Annotated in this window: 12 protein-coding genes and 15 pseudogenes; 14 read left to right on the forward strand and 13 right to left on the reverse strand. The window is 58.9% G+C overall.

Going from position 1 to position 21014, the window contains the following annotated elements; all coding sequences use genetic code 11:
* Positions 1–163: 163 nt before the first annotated feature.
* A pseudogene (locus JZ00_RS32070) lies at positions 164–922 on the forward strand (MCP four helix bundle domain-containing protein); the annotation flags it as partial.
* Positions 923–1051: 129 nt separating this feature from the next.
* A complete protein-coding gene (locus tag JZ00_RS32075) occupies positions 1052–1780 on the forward strand; it encodes a methyl-accepting chemotaxis protein (RefSeq protein ID WP_412177691.1) in 729 nt (242 codons plus the stop codon).
* Positions 1781–1914: 134 nt separating this feature from the next.
* Here JZ00_RS32075 and JZ00_RS25320 read toward each other — a convergent pair.
* Positions 1915–3269 (reverse strand): annotated as a pseudogene (locus tag JZ00_RS25320) (IS1182 family transposase).
* A gap of 154 nt (positions 3270–3423) precedes the next feature.
* Here JZ00_RS25320 and JZ00_RS30985 point away from each other — a divergent pair.
* Positions 3424–3519: pseudogene (locus tag JZ00_RS30985) on the forward strand (IS5/IS1182 family transposase); the annotation flags it as partial.
* A gap of 1 nt (position 3520) precedes the next feature.
* Here the strand turns inward: JZ00_RS30985 and JZ00_RS30990 are convergent.
* The 4 genes and pseudogenes from JZ00_RS30990 to JZ00_RS25330 all read right to left on the reverse strand — a co-directional run.
* Positions 3521–3634 (reverse strand): annotated as a pseudogene (locus JZ00_RS30990) (IS5/IS1182 family transposase); the annotation flags it as partial.
* Positions 3635–3647: 13 nt separating this feature from the next.
* A complete protein-coding gene (locus JZ00_RS30530) occupies positions 3648–3941 on the reverse strand; it encodes a DUF2514 family protein (protein ID WP_232925044.1) in 294 nt (97 codons plus the stop codon).
* A complete protein-coding gene (locus JZ00_RS31750; RefSeq protein ID WP_268794927.1) occupies positions 3913–4041 on the reverse strand; it encodes a hypothetical protein in 129 nt (42 codons plus the stop codon). Before JZ00_RS31750 ends, JZ00_RS30530 begins: the two co-directional genes overlap by 29 nt.
* Positions 4038–4445, reverse strand: a pseudogene (locus JZ00_RS25330) (glycoside hydrolase family 19 protein); the annotation flags it as partial. The gene JZ00_RS31750 and the pseudogene JZ00_RS25330, both read right to left, overlap by 4 nt.
* A 56-nt stretch (positions 4446–4501) precedes the next feature.
* Here JZ00_RS25330 and tnpA point away from each other — a divergent pair.
* The 5 genes and pseudogenes from tnpA (at position 4502) to ltrA (ending at position 9267) form a co-directional block, all read left to right on the forward strand.
* A complete protein-coding gene (gene tnpA / locus JZ00_RS25335; RefSeq protein ID WP_160300880.1) occupies positions 4502–4879 on the forward strand; it encodes an IS66-like element accessory protein TnpA in 378 nt (125 codons plus the stop codon).
* Positions 4794–5219, forward strand: coding sequence for an IS66 family insertion sequence element accessory protein TnpB (gene tnpB, locus JZ00_RS32170; RefSeq protein ID WP_442967192.1), 426 nt, complete (start codon positions 4794–4796; stop codon positions 5217–5219). Before tnpA ends, tnpB begins: the two co-directional genes overlap by 86 nt.
* A gap of 37 nt (positions 5220–5256) precedes the next feature.
* A pseudogene (tnpC, locus tag JZ00_RS25345) lies at positions 5257–6758 on the forward strand (IS66 family transposase).
* 3 nt (positions 6759–6761) lie between these two features.
* Positions 6762–7340, forward strand: a pseudogene (locus JZ00_RS25350) (plasmid pRiA4b ORF-3 family protein).
* Positions 7341–7998: 658 nt separating this feature from the next.
* A complete protein-coding gene (gene ltrA, locus JZ00_RS25355; RefSeq protein WP_039593997.1) occupies positions 7999–9267 on the forward strand; it encodes a group II intron reverse transcriptase/maturase in 1269 nt (422 codons plus the stop codon).
* 334 nt (positions 9268–9601) lie between these two features.
* Here ltrA and JZ00_RS25365 read toward each other — a convergent pair.
* The 6 genes and pseudogenes from JZ00_RS25365 to JZ00_RS32080 all read right to left on the reverse strand — a co-directional run.
* Positions 9602–9826, reverse strand: a pseudogene (locus JZ00_RS25365) (transposase); the annotation flags it as partial.
* Between the two features lie 239 nt (positions 9827–10065).
* On the reverse strand, positions 10066–11838 hold the full coding sequence (locus JZ00_RS25370; RefSeq protein WP_039593998.1) for an acyl-CoA dehydrogenase C-terminal domain-containing protein: 1773 nt from the start codon (positions 11836–11838) through the stop codon (positions 10066–10068).
* Positions 11839–11897: 59 nt separating this feature from the next.
* Positions 11898–13258: pseudogene (locus tag JZ00_RS25375) on the reverse strand (xanthine/uracil/vitamin C permease).
* Positions 13259–13358: 100 nt separating this feature from the next.
* Positions 13359–14978, reverse strand: coding sequence for an acyl-CoA synthetase (locus JZ00_RS25380; protein WP_039593999.1), 1620 nt, complete (start codon positions 14976–14978; stop codon positions 13359–13361).
* A gap of 145 nt (positions 14979–15123) precedes the next feature.
* Positions 15124–15416 (reverse strand): annotated as a pseudogene (locus JZ00_RS30535) (IS30 family transposase); the annotation flags it as partial.
* A gap of 141 nt (positions 15417–15557) precedes the next feature.
* A pseudogene (locus tag JZ00_RS32080) lies at positions 15558–15659 on the reverse strand (Tn3 family transposase); the annotation flags it as partial.
* On the opposite strand from JZ00_RS32080, the pseudogene JZ00_RS25385 reads away from it, so the two are divergent.
* From JZ00_RS25385 to JZ00_RS25395, 3 pseudogenes are all read left to right on the forward strand, one after another.
* Positions 15646–15858, forward strand: a pseudogene (locus JZ00_RS25385) (Tn3 family transposase); the annotation flags it as partial. The pseudogenes JZ00_RS32080 and JZ00_RS25385 sit on opposite strands and share 14 nt — an antisense overlap.
* Positions 15859–15940: 82 nt before the next feature.
* Positions 15941–16179: pseudogene (locus JZ00_RS25390) on the forward strand (IS110 family transposase); the annotation flags it as partial.
* 53 nt (positions 16180–16232) lie between these two features.
* Positions 16233–17260: pseudogene (locus tag JZ00_RS25395) on the forward strand (IS5 family transposase).
* A 6-nt stretch (positions 17261–17266) separates the two neighbouring features.
* Here JZ00_RS25395 and JZ00_RS31635 read toward each other — a convergent pair.
* A pseudogene (locus JZ00_RS31635) lies at positions 17267–17628 on the reverse strand (transposase); the annotation flags it as partial.
* Between the two features lie 32 nt (positions 17629–17660).
* On the reverse strand, positions 17661–19556 hold the full coding sequence (mobH, locus tag JZ00_RS25400) for a MobH family relaxase (protein ID WP_046510175.1): 1896 nt from the start codon (positions 19554–19556) through the stop codon (positions 17661–17663).
* Between the two features lie 290 nt (positions 19557–19846).
* Between mobH and JZ00_RS25405 the strand changes: the two genes are divergently transcribed.
* From JZ00_RS25405 to JZ00_RS25415, 3 genes are read left to right on the forward strand one after another with little or no spacing between them, the layout of a single operon-like run.
* Positions 19847–20167, forward strand: coding sequence for a type II toxin-antitoxin system PrlF family antitoxin (locus JZ00_RS25405; RefSeq protein WP_039594001.1), 321 nt, complete (start codon positions 19847–19849; stop codon positions 20165–20167).
* Complete coding sequence (locus tag JZ00_RS25410) at positions 20167–20625, forward strand: type II toxin-antitoxin system YhaV family toxin (protein ID WP_039594002.1); 459 nt, start codon at positions 20167–20169, stop codon at positions 20623–20625. Before JZ00_RS25405 ends, JZ00_RS25410 begins: the two co-directional genes overlap by 1 nt.
* Positions 20626–20648: 23 nt before the next feature.
* Positions 20649–21014, forward strand: a complete 366-nt coding sequence (locus JZ00_RS25415; RefSeq protein WP_039594003.1) for a DUF3742 family protein — start codon at positions 20649–20651, stop codon at positions 21012–21014.

Here is a 21014-nt window from a genome sequence, read left to right on the forward strand (position 1 = left end):
GTCTCCCTAGCTTCGACCAGAGCTCATCGCTGAGCAGTAATCGGGGCATTGCAAACTCGTTTTGTTTCGGTTTGAGAACATCACAATTTGAGTTGGCTTTTTATCAATGGGTTAGCTTGTAACATCAACAGACCTAGCAGCCTTACGGAATAGGATCACACTCATGCAGCAATTCACTATTCGAACCCGACTTTTAATGCTAGTCGGCGCTATGTTTATCGGCTTCATAACTATCGAGTTGATGGGATTCAGTGCTCTTCAGAGAGGGGTGGCAAGCCTGAATACGGTCTATCTAGATCGAGTCGTTCCGTTACGTGACCTGAAAACCATCGCCGACCTGTATGCAGTGAAAATCGTCGATAGCAGCCACAAGGCGCGCAGCGGCCGCATGACCTACGCCCAAGCCGAGGATGAGGTGAAAGAAGCCGAACGGCAGATCGACACCCTATGGCCCGCCTACCAAAAGACCCAAATGATCGATGAGGAGCAACGTTCAGTAGACGCACTGGCCAAGCTTGTTGATGCGGCTCAAGAACCTATTGAACGTTTGAAAGGCATTTTGGAACGTGGTGACAAAGCGGCACTCGACACCTTTGTCGAAAATGAAATGTATCCTTTGATTGATCCGCTTTCGGAGGGGCTCAGCCATCTGACCCAAATCCAAGTGGAGGAATCAAAGCGTGTCTATGACGCCTCCGTTGTCCTGTATGACTCTTCCCGCACCATGTTAGCGCTGCTGCTCTTGGGAATACTAATTTGCGGTAGTGTCTTCGCCATGAGGCTTATACGTAGCATCATCCATCCTTTGACAACCCTTAAGGATGCAGCGGCTCGTGTAGCTCTTGGCGATCTGAGCCAGTCGATTCAAGTGAGCGGTCGCAATGAGGTTACCGACGTGCAGCGGTCGGTGCAGGCGATGCAGGCTAATCTTCGCAATACCTTACAGGATATTCAAGGCTCGGCGACTCAATTGGCAGCTGCTGCTGAAGAACTTCAGACGATCACCGAGAGCGCAGCTCAGGGTATCCACCGGCAAAATGATGAGATACAAATGGCGGCCACGGCAGTAACCGAAATGTCCGCTGCAGTGGATGAAGTCGCAGAAAATGCCAACCGCACATCCAATACATCACACGAAGCGATGGATCTGGCAGACGTGGGGCGCAAACAGGTTGTGCTAACCCGCGAGATTATCGATCAGCTCAGCAGCAAGCTTAATGAAACCACCAGAACCGTCTTCCGCCTGGCTGAGGAAGCATCGAACATCGGTCTTGTAGTGGACGTGATCCGTGCCATTGCCGAGCAAACCAAATTGCTTGCCCTCAATGCTGCGATTGAGGCCGCCCATGCTGGTGAGGCAGGTCGTGGTTTTGCGGTAGTCGCTGACGAAGTTCGCAATTTGGCACAACGCACCCAGACCTCTACTCAAGAAATCGAACGAATGATTTCTGCCATTCAGAGCGTGACGCAAGAGGGTGTTCGTGACGTGCAGCAGAGCTGCGAGTTTGCTGCACGCAGTCAAACGATGTCTAGTGAAGCTGATCAGGCGCTGACCTTGATTGCCGAGCGGATCACGGAAATAAATGGAATGAATTTAGTGATTGCCAGCGCAGCAGAAGAACAAGCCCAGGTGGCGCGAGAAGTCGATCGGAACCTGGTTGCTGTTAGTGACATTTCTGAACAGAGTACCGCCGGTGTTCAGCAGACCTCCGAGGCCAGTGAAGAGCTGGCGCGCTTGTCCGCAAATCTTAACAATCTAGTCAATCGCTTTAGCATGTAGCCCTAGCAGCCTTTCGGACTTGAATTAATGAATGGGCGGAGCATGGCAAAGGCGAAGCGAATTGCTCACTATTTAGGCGGTTTTAACCGGTAATTGCCCTGTGTTTCCTGAAATCGAGCGGATTTGGCCTCTGTTCACGCATAGTGGACGGATTGCGGGCGCAACGCGGCCATGCGTTTCAAGTTCCACGCCAGGCACACCAAGGTCCATTCGTTCTGGACATTCGCCAGCCCGCGCAGCAGGAACTGGCGGAAACCCATCACCGACTTGGTGATCCCGAATACCGGCTCCACCGTCTGCTTGCGCAGTGCATAGGTCGCGCGCCCGGCCTTGGTCTTGAGTCGGTGCTTCATGTGCTCGACCGGGCTGGCCGGCTCCTCCAGCGCTGCCGGCTCGCGCTCGCGCCAGTGCCGATGGTGGGCGTCCCGGCCAACGGCAAGCAGTGGCTCGATCCTGGCGGCCTGACAGATTTCGACGTTCTTTTCACTGAAGTAGCCGGTATCGCCCAGCAATTGCCCCGGCTGGTTCAGCCCCTCGGGGAGCGCCTAGAGCTTGGCCAGCATCGGCGCGACCTGTTCCTTGTCGTTGCCCGCCTGGGTCACATGCGGCGCCATGACCAGCATGGATTTGCTATCGACCAGCGCTTGGGCGTTGTAGCACTGCTCGAAGCCGCCCCCGGCCACCTTCATGATGCGCGAGTCTTCGTCGGTCAGATTGATCTGTTCGTGCGCGTGCGGGCCGACCTGCGGCGGCTTCGGCGGCTTGCCGCCGGGTTTCTTGCCACTGGCCTCGCGCTTGGCCAGCTTGGCCTGATACTCGGCCTGCTCCCGCTCGAAGCGTTCCCTGGCCCGCGCTTCGATCTTGGCCTTGGCCTCTGCGATAGCGGCCAGACGGTCTTCGCGCCGCTTGAGCTCGTCGGGCAGGCTGACCCCGCGGGGAGGTCGCTCTGGTCGGCCGCTTCCGCCAGGTCGAGCATCTCCTGGACTTCGGCCATAAGCTGGGCCTCGATCTTTTCGGTGTGGCCATAGGACAGGGCACTGTGCCGCGAGGCATTGGCGTGGATCTTGGTGCCGTCCAGACTGACCGAGCCAAAACGCGAGACTTGGCTATCGCGTGCGATTTGCAGCACCTGCACAAAGGTCGCGGCGAATTGCTCGCCGTGACGGCGGCGGAAGCTGGCCAGGGTGTCGTGATCCGGATGCTGGTTGCAGGCGATAAACCGGAACGCCAGAGAGTCATAGCTGGCTCGCTCGATCTTGCGGCTTGAATACGCGCCTGTGGCATAGCCGTAGATCAGCAGCGACAGCAGCATCGCCGGATGGTAGGCAAGGCTGCCGCGGCCCGCATAGGCGCGCTCCAGCTTCGACAGATCCAGGCCCTTCACGACCTCCACCACGTAGCGCGCCAAATGTGACTCGGGCAGCCAGTCTTGCACCGACGGTGGGAGCAGGTAGTCGGTTTCGCGGTTTATCGGCCGAAAGCGGCTCATACAGTCAGGGTCCAGGGGCGATGCGCAATTCTACCGGCGAGGGGGAAAGTCCGACAGGCTGCTAGGGGCTGTTGCCGTTTCGCGCTAAGCAATTGATATATAAGAGCAAACTTGTAATTTTGAAGCTCTGACCCAACGTCGATACGAGTTTGCAATGCCCCGATTACTGCTCAGTGATGAGCATTGGTCGAAGCTGCGGGAAATTCTGCTGCACAAGGCCATCTACAACAAGCGTGATCTACGAATGACCGGAGGGCATGCGCATTGACTGCCAAGTGGATTTTGCTTGTATTGCCAACACGGCTTTTGCCAATGGCTCCAGAGTGTTCACTGGCCTCCGTACCAGCACTATGCTGACGACAGCGCTGCTTCAAAACGTCAACAGACCCTAGCTGCCGCGCTTGTGGCGGCAGTGCAGGAATGGCCGCCGGCTTGACTGGCTGCGATTCGAGCGGCAAGGGCGGCGGCTGCCCCGCGCAGGCTGTCAGCAGAAGCGCGAGCAGCGGCAGCATCAGCCGTGGCTTGATCGATCGTGTGTTGACCATCTTGGATCGCCTTGTTGATGGAGAGTTGACGGGCTTGTTCTCTGGCGCGCTCGGCGGATTCGTTCGCAGCCAGCGCCTTGGCGTCCAGGGTGTTACGGTCATTCCACCGGACTTGCCCATTCGGCATCCTTTACCGAAAGGTCGTGATGGAAGGCACCATACAGCGCGCCAAGCACCAGCAGCACCGCAGCTATATAAGGGAGGAGTCGCAGCAGGAGAGCGTTCATGCCAGCACCTTCAGTGCGGTGCTGTAGGAGGTCAGGCGCTCGGCATAACCGTTCAGCCCGCCGTTGATGCGCCCAGTGATCATCTCGAACGAGCCTGAGTCGGCCAGTGCGTCCAGGTTCCGCGAGTTCCAGAACCACGCCGCCGACTTGCACGCCCACTCGGCCTGCTCCAGCAGCTCAGGGGTTCGAAGCAGTCGGTCGTCGCCGAACAGCGCCTTGCTGCACGCAAAATAGTTGTCGCGGCCCGTCACCTGAATCAGGCCACGCCCGCGGTACTTCTGCCCGTCACCGTCAGCCTCTGGCGTATTGCTCAGCCGCTTGGCCAGCGTCCCTGTATCGTACTTACTCAGGTACTGGTCACCGCCCAGCTCCTTCACAGTAACCGTCTGGCCAGCTCCCTCTCCTGACGACCCTCCAAATTAGCCAAGATAGTGGACACCATTTTTTAGTGGACACTGTCTTGGATACAGTTGCCCCAGCCCGTCGAGCCGGTCGTCGCCCCAACTTTTCGTTGGACTTTAAACGCCAAGTCGTCGAAGCCACCTTCCAGCCGGGAGCTTCGGTGTCGTTGATTGCTCGCGAACATGACGTCAATGCCAACCTGGTTTTTCGCTGGCGGCATCAATATCAGCAAGGGTTATTCGGCGCCGTCAGCCAGAGCGCAACGCTTTTGCCCGTCCAGTTGATTGAGGCGCCAATCGATCTGCCACAAGTCCTCCAGCCACAGGCGGAGTGTCATTCCGAGATCGCAGTTGAGGTCGGAAAAGCCAAGCTGCGTATCACGGGCGCACCCGATCCGCAGTCGCTGCAATTCGTCTTGCAGCAGCTATTGCGATGATTGCCCCGCCCGCTGGAACCCGTATCTGGATCGCCGCAGGCGTCACCGACATGCGTCGTGGCTTCGACGGTTAGCGGCACTGGTGCAGACACAGCTGGAAGCCGACCCGTTCTCCGGTCAGATCTTCGCCTTTCGCGGACGACGCGGTGACCGGATCAAGCTGTTGTGGTGGGATGGCGACGGCTTGTGTCTGTTTTGCAAACGGCTGGAACAAGGGCGCTTCGTCTGGCCACAAGCAACCCGCGGCAGCGTATCGCTAACGGCTGCGCAGTTGTCGATGCTGTTGGAAGGCATTGATTGGCGCAGGCCAATTCGTACAGCACCCGTCCTCGCGGTCTGACTTGCCGCGCTGAAAAAAACCCCAGTAACATGCGTTCATGACCCTCGCGACCGACTCCCTGCCGAACGATCTTCAAGCCTTGAAGACTCTGGTCTCTGCCCAGCGGGCAGAGATTGAGCGCTTGAAAATGATGATCGCCAGGCTGCGTCGTATGCAGTTCGGTCGCAGCTCCGAGCAACTGGACGCGATGATCAATCAGCTCCAGTTGAGCCTTGAAGAGCTGCAAGTCAGCCAAGCCGAAATGCCACCGCCAGTCGAACCAGCACCTCGCGCAGTTCCGCGCCGCAAACCATTGCCCGAACACCTGCCTCGCGAAACTCACGTGCATCAGCCCGAGTCGCAATGCTCGGGCTGCGGTGGGAAGCTTCGCTATTTGGGTGAGGATGTGTCCGAAGTGCTAGAGTACGTTCCGGCACGTTTCAAAGTCATTCGCCGTGTTCGTCCGAAGTGGGTTTGCCGCTGCTGCGAGCACATTGCCCAGGTGCCGGCGCCGAGTCGTCCGATAGCCCGAAGCCTTGCAGGGCCGGGGTTGTTGGCCCATGTGCTGGTCTCCAAGTTTGTCGATCATTTGCCATTGTATCGGCAGTCCGAGATCTACGCCCGTGAGGGCGTGGATCTGGAGCGTTAAACCCTGGCCGACTGGGTCGGCCAGAGCAGTCAGTTGCTCAGGCCACTGATCAACGCCCTTGAGCACCACGTCATGAGCGGCCACAAAGTCCATGCCGACGACACGCCGATTGGCGTGCTCGCACCGGGAAACCGCAAGACAAAAACGGCTCGCCTATGGACGTACGGGACGACCGACCTGCGGGTGACTCGACACCGGCTGCGGTTTGGTTTGCCTACTCGCCGGATCGCAAGGGGCAACATCCCCGCGCTCATCTCAAGGGCTTTAGCGGGATCTCGCAGTCTGACGGCTACGCCGGTTTTGCTCAACTGTATGCGACAGGCACTATTGAGGAAGCTGCGTGCTGGGCTCACGCCCGGCGCAAGTTTTACGATGTTTACAAAGACCAGGCTTCGCCACTTGCCGGCGAGGCGCTACAACGGATTACGGCCCTGTATGCCATCGAGAGCGAGATTCGAGGGCAACCGCCCGACCAACGAAAAGTGGTTCGGCAAAGCCGGGCCAGTCCGCTGCTGGAACAACTGCACGCATGGCTTAACCAGACGCTGACTCAAGTATCGAAAAAATCTGCATTGGGCGGTGCGATCCTCCATGCCCTCAATCGGTGGCAGGCGCTGACGCGCTACTGCGATGATGGCCGGATCGAAATCGACAACAATGCCGCCGAACGCGCATTGCGCGCCGTCGCATTGGGTCGCAAAAATTACCTGTTTGCCGAGTCCGATGCGGGAGGAGAACGAGCGGCGGCGATCTACAGCCTGGTGGGTACCGCCAAGCTAAACGGGTTAAATCCTCAGGCCTATCTGACCTACGTGCTTGAGCACATCGTCGAACATCCAGTTAACCGGGTGGGCGAACTGCTGCCCTGGAATATTTCCTTGAACCACACTGACCTCTGCGAGGCCGCCTGATCCATGGTTAAAACTGTCAGCCTACCCAAGCCTGCACCTGATCTCTTGCTGTTGCACATTGAGCTGAAGTGGATCACACCGACGATCTGGCGTCGTTTCGTAGTCCCTGAAAACATTACCTTGGGCAAGCTGCATCACGTGATTCAGGTCGTGATGGGCTGGAGCGACAGTCATCTGCATGAGTTTGAAATAGCAGGTGAAAAATACGGGATTCCCGATTCTGATGGCTGGGGGCCGCCGGTGAATCCAGAAGCTCGCAAGACATTGGTCAAAGCGCTGTTCGGTAAAAAGACGCTTGACTATCTCTACGACTTTGGTGACAGCTGGGATCACCGAATCAAAGTCGAGAAAAGGCTACCTGCCATCACAGCCCCTCAACTGCCGTATTGCATTGAAGGTGCCAATGCTTGCCCGCCGGAAGACGTAGGTGGGGTGCCGGGTTACGAGGATTTTCTAGAGGCCATGGCAGACCCCAAGCATCCAGAACACGACGACATGGTGGGTTGGTAGGGTGAAATATTTGAGCCGGCGGCATTTGACTGCGAGCGCGTGAATCAGTGGTTTAAGAGGATCAAGATTTGAGTTGCAAGACGGTGTAGTTCGGACGCTTACCATTGGTCGACTGGATATCAAAGTCGCGGTGTTCGATCCGGTGTTGTTTGTCTTCCTCAACCGGGCGCGCAACCGGGTGAAAATTCTCTATTGGGGTGTGTCACGAACGCAGGCATAAGCCAGCGGTGCTGTATTAAAGATGGGAGTAGGCCTCCCGGAGTCTGCTTGCAGGAGCCGGCTTCAAACCACCCAGTGCTGCTGCGTTCAAAAGGCGTAGTGGTGAGCTACTGTGGAAAAGGCGCCGATAACGGCGTCAGGTACGTGTTGAGAAGATGAGCGAAAGCAAACCGTCCGATGACGCATCGTTAAGGATTCAAGCGCTGTCAAAACCGAGGTCGCCCAGTAGCCTCGGGATCAGTCTGGAGGCTACCTGCCTACCGTCCAGATGGCAGCCGGTGTATAGGCGGCATGAGCTCAATACAGGCTTTGATATGGAACGTGAGAACCTGGCCTTTGATGCCAAGGGAAATGACAAGCAGCTACTACCGTGAGGAAGAATACCGATGCAAAGGTCTAGGGGCGGAGCCATTCGTAGTAGTGATGAACCTCTTGTAATGAGAGCGGAGCGAAGGGATGGCGTTGCCCGGCTGACTTGTACCGTCAACTCGCAATGGCGAGGAGGAGCGGTATGAGCACAGCAAAGTCGTACAACATTTCCAAACTGACAGTTTGGGAAGCCTACCAGCGTGTGAAAGCCAATCGAGGAGCTGCTGGGATAGATGAACAGTCTATTGCCAAGTTCGAGCAGAAGCTGCAACGGAACCTGTACAAGGTCTGGAACCGGATGTCATCCGGTTCTTACTTTCCACCGCCTGTACGGCAGGTGGAAATTCCGAAGCAATCAGGAGGAAAACGCAAGCTGGGTATTCCAACGGTAGCGGATCGAGTGGCCCAGACGGTCGTCAAGCTGCTCATCGAGCCTGGGCTTGATTGCCTTTTCCACAAGGACTCGTACGGGTACCGGCCGGGAAAGTCTGCCAAACAGGCAGTAGAGATCACCCGCAGACGCTGTTGGAATATGAGCTGGGTAGTGGAGTTTGATATCAAGGGAGCTTTTGATCATATTGATCATGAGTTACTGCTCAAAGCGGTCAAACATCACATTAAGGATGAGTGGATCATCTTGTATATCGAGCGATGGCTTAAAGCTCCGTTCGAGACTGCAAATGGCCATCGTGTGCCGCGTGAAAGTGGCACACCCCAAGGCGGTGTGGTCAGCCCATTGTTGATGAATCTGTTCATGCATTATGTGTTCGATGCATGGATGCAGAGGACTTATCCGAGATGTCCCTTTGCACGCTATGCCGACGATGCGGTGGTTCACTGTCGCAGCGAGCAGCAGGCGAATGAGGTCATGGGTGCTATCAAGGCACGCTTGGAGGAATGCCTGCTCAGCATGCATCCGGATAAATCGAAGATCGTCTACTGCAAGGACAGTAACCGCAAAGCAATCTACCCGACGACGCAGTTCACGTTTCTGGGATTTACCTTTCGACCACGAGAGGCGTGGGGCAACAATGGACGCCGGTTTACCAGCTTCCTGCCTGCGGCCAGTGACGAAGCACTGAAGAAAATGCGACAGCAGACTCGCTGCTGGAATATCCAGCGGCAAACACCGGCCAGCCTTCTGGATCTGTCAAAACAGTACAACGCGACCCTGCGTGGGTGGTGGAACTACTATGGCACTTTCTACAAGACGGTAATGCGCAAGGTGTTCAATCATTTTGATCTGAAACTGCAGCGCTGGGCTCGTCAGAAATACAAACCATTAGCGGGGCACAAGCGCCGCAGTGTTGATTGGCTCAATCGTATGAAGAAAGCGTGTCCATCGTTGTTCGTGCACTGGCAAGTCTATGGAAATGATGTACGACTGGGCAACGGGAGCCGTATGAGTTGAGAGGCTCACGTACGGTTCTGCGAGAGGCTGGAGGTGAAACTCCTCCGGCCTACTCACCAGCCCAACGGCTTCTGCCTGTGGCTCAAACGACTGGATGCCGAGCGGTTCAAAACATCGCCCGATGATCAAGACTAAGCCATTGTGCTGACGGTTCAGGAATTGAACTGGCTGTTGGATGGTTTCGACCTGTGGCGCAACCGCCCGCATCAGGTTTTGACGCCGCGTTTTGTGACCTGAGCCGGTATAATCCACGGCATGATTTGCATGCCCGAAACTCTTCCTGACGATCCTGTTTTGCTCAAGCAGCTAGCATCCGCTGTAGCTTACGGATCTATTTGAGCGTATCACTCAGTTCGGACGCAGGCACCACGGCTTCACCGGCACTGACCGCCGACAAACTGCCGTATTGGTAAAGCTTGCGCCAGTGGAACAATTGATTGGCATTGACGCCGTTGCGCCGGGCTACCACCGAAACGCTTTGTCCTGGCTCAAGGCTCTCGCGGACCATCGCCAGCTTTTGCTCCGGGCTCCAGCGTCGTCGCCGCTCCTGGCCGAGTAGTTCACCACTCTGTCGTAGTCATAAACATAACCGTTTGCCTATCCCTTATCGTAGGGAGAAACGGTGTCCTGTCTTTCAGGGGGCTCGTTCACTGGTTTGGTGACTGCATGTCTGGCAAACCAGGCGGTTACGACTTGTTCTTCATGCTCGGTGGGTACCGCAAAACCGAGCCTGTTCATGGGTCCCTGTAGGGCGGGTGCAGCACACCTGCTCGGCGGTAGTGGGTTGCACCCGCCCGTTTAGAACTGCTCGGCGGTCAGCCCGTATAGCGACGAGCTGCCGCCACGAACGCTCGTCTCCAGGCTCAGGGTGCGCGGCAGCAGGCGGACGAAGAAGAACTCGGCGGTAGCCAGCTTGGCGCTGTAGAAGGCGTCGTCTTCGTGCTGTTTGCTTTGCGCCACGGCCGCCATGCGTGCCCACATGTAGGCGTAGGCGACGTAGCCGAACAGGTGCAGGTATTCCACCGAGGCGGCGCCAACCGAGTTCGAGTCGGCCTTGGCCTGCTCCAGCAGCCAGCGGCTGACCGCCTCCAGGCGCTCCAGCGCTTCCACCAGACGCTCGCCGAACGGCGATTCATGGGCATGGGCGAAATCGCGCACTTCGCCAGCGAACAGGCGCAGCGCGGCGCCGCCGTCGGCCACCACCTTGCGCCCGAGCAGGTCGAGTGCCTGAATGCCGTTGGTGCCTTCGTAGATCTGCGCGATGCGCACGTCGCGCACCAGTTGCTCCTGGCCCCACTCGCGGATATAACCGTGGCCACCGAACACCTGCTGGCCGTGCACGCAACTTTCCAGCCCGGTATCGGTGAAAAAGGCCTTGGCTACCGGGGTCAGCAGGGCGGCCAGCGCCTCGGCGTTCTGCCGCTCGCTGGCGTCCTCGGCGTACTTGGCCAGGTCGAGCTGCTGGCCGACGTAGCAGGCGAAAGCACGACCACCTTCGTTCAGCGCCTTCATGGTCAGCAGCATGCGACGCACGTCGGCGTGGACGATGATCGGGTCGGCGACTTTGTCGTGGTTGACCGGGCCAGTGGCTGCACGGCTCTGGATACGCTCGCGGGCGTAGCTGACGGCCGACTGATAGGACGCCTCGGCGCAGCCGATGCCTTGGATACCGATGGACAAACGCTCGTAGTTCATCATGGTGAACATCGCCGCCAGCCCCTTGTTGACCTCGCCGATCAGGTAGCCGGTGGCACCGTCGAAGTTCATCACGCAGGTGGCCGAGGCCTTGATGCCCATCTTGTGCTCGATGGAGCCGCAACTCACCGCGTTGCGCGCGCCGAGGCTGCCATCGCCATTGACCATCACCTTGGGCACCAGAAACAGCGAGATGCCCTTCGGCCCGGCCGGTGCATCCGGCAGCTTGGCCAGCACCAGGTGGATGATGTTCTCGGTCAGGTCCTGCTCGCCGCCGGTGATGAAGATTTTGCTGCCGGTGATCGTGTAGCTGCCATCGGCCTGTAGCTCGGCGCGGGTGCGGATGATGCCCAGATCGGTGCCGGCATGGGCCTCGGTCAGGCACATGGAGCCGGCCCAGCGGCCCTTGTACATCGGCGGCAGGTAAGTGGACTTCAACTCCTCGCTGGCATGGGCGTCGATGGCCAGGCAGGCGCCGGAACTCAGCGCCGAATACAGCGCGAAGCTGGAGCCGGCGGCGTAAAGCATTTCCTCGAAGGCCACGGCGAGCATCTTGGGCATGCCCATGCCGCCGTACTGCGGGTTACCGGACAGGCCGACCCAGCCGCCTTCGGTGTAGGTCGCGTAGGCCTCGCGAAAGCCGGCCGGGGTGCGCACGTCGCCGCCTTCCCATTGCGCGCCTTCCTCGTCACCGCTGCGGTTGAGCGGGGCGATCAGACTGCCGGTGACCTTGGCCGCTTCTTCGAGGATGGCGTAGGCGGTGTCGGCCTCGACGATGTCCGCCAGGGCCGGCAGGCGTGCCCACAGACTCGGCGCTTGGAAGACTTCATGGAGAACGAAGCGCATGTCGCGCAGCGGGGCGTTGAATTCGGGCATGGTGCAACCTCGACAGCGGAGGCGCCGCGACAGGCGCGGCGCTGGGTGTACGAAAGAACTCAGTCGGCCTCGGCCGCTTCGTTCGGTTTGTCCTTGATGCTGGTGAATTTAAGCAGATGGGGGCGTTCGACCAGAATGTACAGTGCGGCTCCCGCAGCAAGGCCCCAGCCCGCCCCGTAGACGGCGAGCACCACACCCATGGTGCCGGCGATGCCGCGCTCGGTGTTGTTGTTCAACTGCTCGAAGCCGACCATCAGGCAGATGTAGCCGGTGAGGATGAACGTCAGCGACAGGGCGATCGGCAGTACCGGCTGGAAGAAACTGACCAGCGGCAGCATGAACAGCGCGGCGAAACCGGTGATCCAGAAGGTGCCGGCACCGCTGTAGATCGAGTCTATCGCCTTGCGGCCGTACTTGTAGCGCTCGGCCATGGTCGCCGCCACTGCCGTCCACAGCGGGCCGGCCAGGCCCCGGTAGGGCGCGAAGAAGGCATGCAGGGCGTTGCGGATGGCGGTCACCAAATGCGCGCGGTCGACGTTGTTCTCGATCACCTCGTCGGTGCGCAGTTCATCGGCGCGCTGCATCAGCGACTGGCCGACGATGATGTGGCCGAAGGCGATCACCGCCGTGGGCACGGCCAGCATGAACACGTCGAGGCCGGGGAAGCCGACGTTGAACGGCAGGTAATTCCACATCTCGCCGAAGGCCGGTGCGGTGATGCCCCGCTTCACGTCCTGCATCTTGTACTCGCCCACGCCGATGCCGATGAAAGTGGCGATCAGCATGCCCGGCACCATGCCGTAGTTGACGATCTTGCGCGCCATCGGCACGCGCTCGGTCAGGCTTTTGAACGACACCGAGAACATCAGGTACAGGCAGATCAGGCTGCCAAGGACCAGGGAGAGCGGCATGTTGGCCAGGCGGCCACCGGCGCTGATCTCGCCCATCAGCGCGGCGATGCCGGCACCGATGATGATGCCGCCCTTCATCGAGTTGGGGATCAGCCGCACCAGGGCGCTGCCCAGGCGGGTGACGCCGAGGACGAGGAAGATCACGAACACCAGGAGCTGCAGGGCGAACAGCGCCTGGATGGCCTCCAGCCCGGTTCGAAATTGCCGAGAAACAGCAGCACCACCGGGATGCCGGGGGTGATCCAGCCGGGTACGAAGGGCACGCCGAGCAGCGCCGGTAGCATGAAACCGATGCCGCACACCACCACGTAGGCCAGGGCCACGTCATAGGGCAGGCCGAGGTATTTCTCCAGCAACGGGATCATCGCCAGGCTGACCACGAACATGATCCGCGCCTGCAGCATCTCGGCGGTTTCCCAGCGGTAATGCACGAAGGGTAGACGCACCTTGAACGGGCCGAAGGGCCAGTAAGGTTGTTCGTCGCCGTCACGGCGCTTGAAAATTTGCATGAGGGCTCTCCATCGGCCGCCAGGGCCGGTTCTTGTTGTTTTGAAAACGGTTCATTCACCCCTCTCCCAACGGGAGAGGGGCCGGGGGAAAGGGCCGCTTTTACAGCGCCTTGGCCATGTCGCGCAGGACGAACTTCTGGATCTTGCCGGTGCTGGTCTTCGGCAACTGGGTGAAGACCACGGTCTTGGGCACCTTGAAGCCGGCCAGGTGTTCGCGGCAGAAGGTCATGATCTCGCTGTCGCTGACCTGCTGGCCGGTCTTCAGGGTGATGAAGGCGCAGGGCGTCTCGCCCCATTTTTCGTCCGGACGGGCGACCACGGCCGCCTCCAGCACCGCAGGGTGGCGATAGAGCACGCCCTCGACCTCGATGGTGGAGATGTTCTCGCCGCCGGAGATGATGATGTCCTTGAGGCGGTCGCGGATTTCCACGTAGCCGTCGGCATGGCACACGCCCAGGTCGCCGGTGTGGAACCAGCCGCCCTCGAAGGCCTCGGCGGTGGCGCTGGGATTCTTCAGGTAACCCTTCATCACGGTGTTGCCGCGCATGAAGATCTCGCCGATGGTCTGGCCATCACGCGGCACCGGCTCCAGGGTTTTCGGGTAGGCGACCATCACCCCCTCCAGGGTCGGGTAGCGCACGCCCTGGCGCGCCTTGATGGTGGCGCGCTCCTCCAGCGGCAGTTCATCCCATTCGGCGTGCCAGGCGCACAGCGTGACCGGGCCGTAGACTTCTGTGAGACCATAGACGTGGGTCACGGTGATGCCCATCTCTTCCACCGCACCGATCACCTTGGCCGGCGGTGCGGCGCCAGCCACCATGGCCTTGACCGGATGATCAATGGCGGCCTTGGCTTCGGCCGGCATGTTGACCAGGGCATTGAGCACGATGGGCGCGCCGCACAGGTGAGTGACCTGCTCGTCGCGGATCAGGGTGAGAGTCTTCGCCGGGTCGACGCGGCGCAGGAACACATGCACGCCGGCCAGGGCGGTGATGGTCCAGGGGTAGCACCAGCCATTGCAGTGGAACATCGGCAGGGTCCACAGATAGACCGGGTGGTTGCCCATGGCCCAGGTCATCTGGTTGCCCATGGCGTTGAGGAAGGCGCCACGGTGGTGATAGACCACGCCCTTGGGATTGCCGGTGGTGCCGGAGGTGTAGTTGAGGCTGATGGCCTGCCACTCGTCCGCCGGCCACTGCCAGGCGAATTCGGGGTCACCCTTGGCAAGGAAGGCCTCGTAGTCCAGATCGCTGACCGCCTGGCCTTCGCCGTACTCCGGATCGTCGACATCGATTACCAGCGGCGGGTGGTCGAGCATGCCGATGGCGGCGTGGATCACGTCATAGAACTCGCGGTCGGCGATCACCACCTTGGCCTCGCCATGCTGCAGCATGAAGGCGATGGCCTCGGCATCCAGACGCACGTTAAGGGTGTTGAGCACCGCACCGATCATCGGCACACCGAAATGCACTTCGAGCATCGCCGGGATGTTCGGCAACATCACCGCCACCGTATCGCCCTTGCCGATGCCACGACCGGCCAGCGCCGCGGCCAGGCGCCGGCAGCGCGCGTAGGTTTCGGCCCAGTTACGCCGAATCGAGCCATGCACCACTGCCGGGTAGTGTGGGTATATCGCCGCAGTGCGTTCGATGAAGCTCAGGGGGCTGAGGGCAACATGGTTGACGGCGGCGCGGCCGAGGCCCTGCTCGTAGATCGACATGGCGGATACACCTTTGGCTGATTGTTAGCTCTGGTTATTCCGGTAATGATGCAGGCATTACCGAATGCTTCTGGAGATGATTTATAGGTCATTTCTGTATGGAAGTTGTACCAAGGAGCGATTGCAGGGGCTGAGTGCAACACGGTTATTGAAGTGAAGTCGGAGCATCATACCGCATAGCCATGGCTTCTTGCATCACCTCGCCCATGACTTCTATCGGGCATTTAAAGTCGAAGCGTTTTCGCGGGCGCATGTTCAATTGTAGCGCAATGACATTCAAGCCCTGGCTGTGTACCGACAGATCCGTGCCCTTGGGCAGGTACTGCGAATCAGGCCGTTGATGTTTTCGTTGCTGCCGCGCTGCCAGGGGCTGTGCGGGACGCAGAAGTAGATCGCCACACCGGTTCTCTGGGTGATCTCGGCGTGCCGCGCCATTTCACATGGGCAGCCAAGGAAGGCGCAGACCATGGCTACTACGCTTTCGTAATTTCTCCGCTGGTTAGTCCAGTCCCGGCCTGACCTACGCCAAGTCGTCCTAGCTGCAAGCCTGGCACATCCGCGCCAAACCTATTCGGCGGCCCTTGGCCGAGCTGTCACCACCCGAGTGCTGAACGGTGCGTACTGGTCGGATATGTGGGTGTACAAAAGCCGTCCCGGCTCGCTACCGTACTTGGGGTGTACCACCCAAGCTACCGGCAACACGGGCAAGCCGGTGGACGGTGAGCTGCTGCAATACCTGTCGCCGTTGGGCTGGGAACACATCAACCTGACCGGCGATTACGTTTGGCGGCAAAACCGCAGGCTGGAGGAAGAAAAGTTCCGGCCGCTACGGCTGCCCAGAAAAACCTTAGCGCGAATGAAAGGGACTTTCCCGTCCTGAGGCCGCGGCGATATTCGCGAATCGGCATCCAGATGCCATGATGAAGTTTCAAACCTGCATCAAAAAAACAGGAGGGAAGCCCATGCCAATTATTACGGTGGGAATCGATCTAGCCAAGGCCGTATTCGCCGTTCATGGCGTCGACGAGGCTGGTAGAGCAACCTTGGTGAAACCGAAGGTTGCGCGAGACCAACTGGTGCCATTGATCCCCCAGTTGCCCCCGTGCTTGATTGGTATGGAGGCTTGCTCAGGCGCTCATCATTGGGCAAGGGTATTCGCCAGCACGGACATACTGTTAAGTTGATAGCCCCTAAGAGGGTGTAGACAAAATAAACTAAACTCACTGCTCCCTCTGCTTGGATCACCATGAAGTCATGCCTCGAACCGGACGCCCTCCCGCTATTGCTGCAGAGCAGTACCCGCTGCTAGTCAAGCTTGCGCACGCTCATCCTTTTTCCAGCCAGGCTGAACTAGCGCATGCTTCCGCGCCGCAACAGGCATCACTGCTCATCCCGATACATTTGCAAAAGCTTTGAAGCTGGCTGGAATTACACGCGCGAAGCAGCGTGCCAGGGCAGCTTTGTTTCAGCCGAACCTCGCAAATCCTATGGCTACAACGAAACGCACAGACGCCAGTTGCCGGAGCAGCGATATCCCAGCTGCCTGACTGATGCTGAATGGGCGTTAGTCGCCGATTTGTTTGAAGCTCAGGGTGCTCCTGGCGGATGCTGCCGCGCGAATTCCCTCCCTGGGACATGTCTACAAGACCTTCCGCCGGTGGAGTCTGCAGGGTAAATTCGAGCAAATGCATGATCGCTTACGCGCGCAATGGCGGGATAGGGACGATCGCGATGGTTCGCGGTCAGCGGCTATCCTGGATTCGCAATCGACCCGCAGTTCTCCCCAGGGAGGGGACAGTGGCTTCGACGCTGGCAAGAAAGTGAAGGGGCGCAAGCGAAGCCTGATCGTGGATACGCTGGGGCTGTTGCTGGCGGTGAGTATCAGCGCAGCCAGTGTGCAGGATCGCGACGCAGCGGATGACGCCGTGGCTTACTCAAAGGAGAAATACCCGTCCTTGAATACACTGTTCGTTGATAGTGCATACGCGGGGAAATGGGCTCAACGCATGAATCAAACCCATGCTGTCGATGTTCAAGTAGTGCGCGGACCAAACAATAGAAGGGCAGGGCAATGGTGCTCGCAGCAAGGCGACCTATTCACGGTTGCACCGCCTAAAACCGGCTTCGTGGTGATGCCCAAGCGATGGGTAGTGGAGCGCACTCACGCTTGGAATGAAAGGGCTCGACGACTGATCATGTACCATGATCGCCTGTTTGCTGTGAGCGAGGCCTGGGTCTGGCTTGCGGAGGCACGGATGCTTGCGCGCCGGCTCACGACATAATTTTGTTAGGCGTGCAAAGACATTTTCGCCCAAGTGCCGGTATCGATAGAGCCCCCTGTCCAGATCAGCGTTGCCCTTGATCGAGTTGCGCTTTCTCGGGAGCACCGAACAAGCGTCCTGAGCCTCGAGTTGCTCGCGAATTCGCTCACTGTAATAGCCCTTATCCACCGCGATCACCTCGGCAGACGGTAGCTGTGCGGTCGGCTCGAGGCGGCCGTGCAGTCGTTGATGTCGTTTCCAGTGATTTCGAGCGCCACAGGCAAGCCATGCGCATTGACTGCCAAGTGGATTTTGCTTGTATTGCCTACACGGCTTTTGCCAATGGCTCCAGAGTGTTCACTGGCCTCCGAACCAGCACTATGCTGACGACAGCGCTGCTTCGAAACGTTAACAGACCCTATCACCATGGGATGGATAGTTTTACGCGAGCGTCTTTCATATCGTTTCCGTGTGCTGCAGTTTGTTGTCGGCAGACTGTGAGATAGGGGTTGTTCAAAGGAACGTCATTGAACAGCCGCAGAGGGTCATTTAGAAGGTAACCATGCAGCCTACGTGATTTGCGCGGTCCGGTGACTTCACAGGACCAGATGTTCAGGCCGTTATCCTGCTTTCGGTGTATCTCCAGCTTCTCAAAGCGCTTCTGCACCCACTGCCAATCCGCCACCTTGTCTTCTTTGGCGAAGACGGCTGACTGTGGGTGTTCCTGTGCGTAACGTTGAAACAGCCCAGGACTCACCAGGTACACGGTATCGGCCACGGTATGCACCAGAGCCTTCGCATCATTGATGATCAGCTTTCGGTTCTCAATGTGCTGGCGCAGCCAGACCATGAAGTGATCGCCTGACGGTGGGGGTTGTGAGCCTCGTTCCTGTGAGGCAGGTGCCGATGACGTAGCAGGCACATCAATTTTTTCTTGAGTTGGCTCTTGTTCAGAGGGGGCGTCCGGTGGTGGCGACAGAATTGGCGCGGTATTTGGTGTGCTGAACAATGCTAGTAGATCGTCCAGGCCATCCGCAGGGGCTGCGGTTGCGGCTGGTGTGACTGGTGCGGATGAAGGTGTTCCGGTCGCGGTTACCGTAACTTCCTCGCCACTGGGCGATGTGCTGCGGCCGGACGTTGCTGAAGCAACTTCTTCCTGCGCCGCCTCTTCCTGTACCACCTCTACAATGCCACTGAATGGGGGTGGGCGCTCTGCGCTTTCCCAGATCAGGGCGGGGGCCAGCCGCAGCAAGGTGAACGTGTGCGACCAACCACTCTCACTCGTGATTACTGCCTTCCAGATGGCCTTGTCATCGGCTGTTGGCTGAAGCATTCCGTGATCTTGCAGAACGTTGAATACTGCGGTGTTACTCGATGGGATGCCTTCGATGCCTTGCGAAAGCAGATGCGCGCGCAGCTTGTCTGAGACGGTCTTGCTGACGAGCCATAAGGCGTCCTGTGTCAGCCAGCCGTCCGAGGCCTGTGGCTGGTTCAACCTCAGCTCCTCCTTGAGCAGGAAGCGCAGGCCTTCCAGCAGTTTGCGTTGCAGTGCATGTTTCGGCGCCGCCATCGCCCTGGCCGGATCGCCCCCCAACTCCTGAGCGACCGACGCACGGTCAGCTTGGGTGACGAGCTCACCGAGCACGCCGGCATGTTCATATCGGCCTGCCAGCACATACAGTAACGACGACCACAGAGCGGGATAGTCGCTGAGCCAGTCCAGGATGTGACCATCAAGCAGGCGGTTGTAGAGTAGTCCGGTTGCGGCACTGTGCAGCCGGTACTCACGCTCCTTGCGATAGCGGAAGCGGTACGGATGCAACAATGGTCCGTGCCAGGGGTGCCAGGTGTTGCCGTCGGCATATTCCACATGAAGGTCGACGGCGATCTTGCCAATGTCGTGCAGGAGCGCTGCGTAGGCAATGGCGGCTGTCCAGGCTTCGGCTTGTGCTACTTGGTCCTCGGGCGTCGTGCCGGCAGGAAGTAAATGTGACTGCCGCAGCTTCAGTGCATAAGCGACGATTTCCAGCCCGTGGTCGAGCATGCCGCCTGGATAGGCATGGTGATGGCTTTCCGACGCGGGGAACTGCTGGACCAGCTCGGCGTAACGTTCCAGTGGTGCGAGATACAGGGACCTGAACTGCTTGCGTGAGAGCGAAGTACGTTGCCATATGTGTTCCAGCAACTTCTGCCGGCGTGGGGTGGCCAGCAGCGATGCGGCCGACTCCGGCCGCGTCAGCCCCTTACCTTTTACAGCCGCTTCCGTGGGCGCCATCGGTGCCGACGCCGAGCGTTGTCGTTGGAACAGCGCGAACATGATGTCACCTGAAGTTGCGGTGGATGGGTAAGCCTTTTCCTTTTACGGGTAGAGCCTTTCCCCTTGCCCCCATTCCATTGACCCTTTCCAGCCTTTGACCTTTATCGAAGCCTTTACATGTAGCTCGGCTCGGGGAATCGCTCTACAAGCTATCCGACACGGGGTCAGTCCTTTTTTTAGGTAAGCGCGATCCGCCTACCGGCGTCTGAAGATCTCGCCAATCTGTCTTGACGAGGAAAGGAATATTCCTTACAATCGGAACAACTGTCATCCAAGGAGCACGCCACGCCATGCCAGCCATTCATGAACTAGCCACGCTCACATCGAAGGGCCAGATCACGCTGCCCAAGCCGATCCGTCAGGCGTTGGGCGTCGATACCGGCGGCAAGGTAGCGTTCGATCTGGGCGAGGATGGGCAAATTGTCGTCACCCGCGCGAATGCCGAGCACGAAGATCCGGCCATCGGCGCGTTTCTGAGTCTGTTGGCTCGCGATATCGAGGCTGGCCGGCATGTTCGCGGGTTGCCGGACGAACTGGCTCACGCCATGCTGATGCAGGTTGGGCATGACGTGAATCTGACCAACGAGATTGACGGCGAAGTTGCGCTCTGATGCAGCGGCATGGATGGACGCTACTCTTCCACGACTGTGTGATCGAGCAGATGCAGAAACTGTATGTCGCCGCGCAGCGCGCGGAGCAGAATGACCCGATAGGAGTTGCATCCAATGCCAACGTCAAGCTGTTCCGAGCCCTGAGCCAACTGGTGCTTGAAATCGTTCCCGGTGAGCCGGCGCGCGATGAGTACCGTCAAGGAAATACACTGGGGCCGGAATACCGCCACTGGCGAAGGGCCAAGATTGGGAGACGATTTCGGCTGTTCTTCCGTTACGACTCGAGGGCGAAAGTGATTGTCTACGCTTGGGTCAACGATGAGCAAACGCTGCGGTCCTCGGGGAGTAAGTCCGATCCGTATGCGGTGTTTGAGAAGATGCTGGGCCGTGGAAATCCGCCAGACGACTGGGACGCGTTGGTGACAGCCAGCCGGCGGGATTGGAGCAAACTGGAGTAATTGTTCAAGGCGCGTAGCAGGTGATGACTATGAGTACAAGAACTCGCATCAGCAATGCAGAACGCTTCGGCCGCTGGCTCGGCCGCGGATGGCGTGCTTATGTACGCAGAGAGCGGCGCGTATCGGGCTGGTTGGCTGCGCAAGACGTGCCTACGCCAGCGGCGGCTGGATTGATCTGGGGCGTCAAGCTCGCGGTACTGGCTGTGCTGCTCTATACCGTTTTCTGGCTGGCTCTGCTGCTGGTGTTCGGCGTGGCCGCAGCTGGGGTGGCCCGCAATATCGATTGGGATGTTGAGCAGGAGACCGAGTGGCGCACAGGTGCTAGCGGATTCGGTTTGTATCGTGGCGACGTTCGCATCGATATTGGCGATCCTAACGAGGACGATTGA

It is taken from the genome of Pseudomonas frederiksbergensis (assembly GCF_000802155.2).
Classification (GTDB): domain Bacteria; phylum Pseudomonadota; class Gammaproteobacteria; order Pseudomonadales; family Pseudomonadaceae; genus Aquipseudomonas; species Aquipseudomonas frederiksbergensis_A.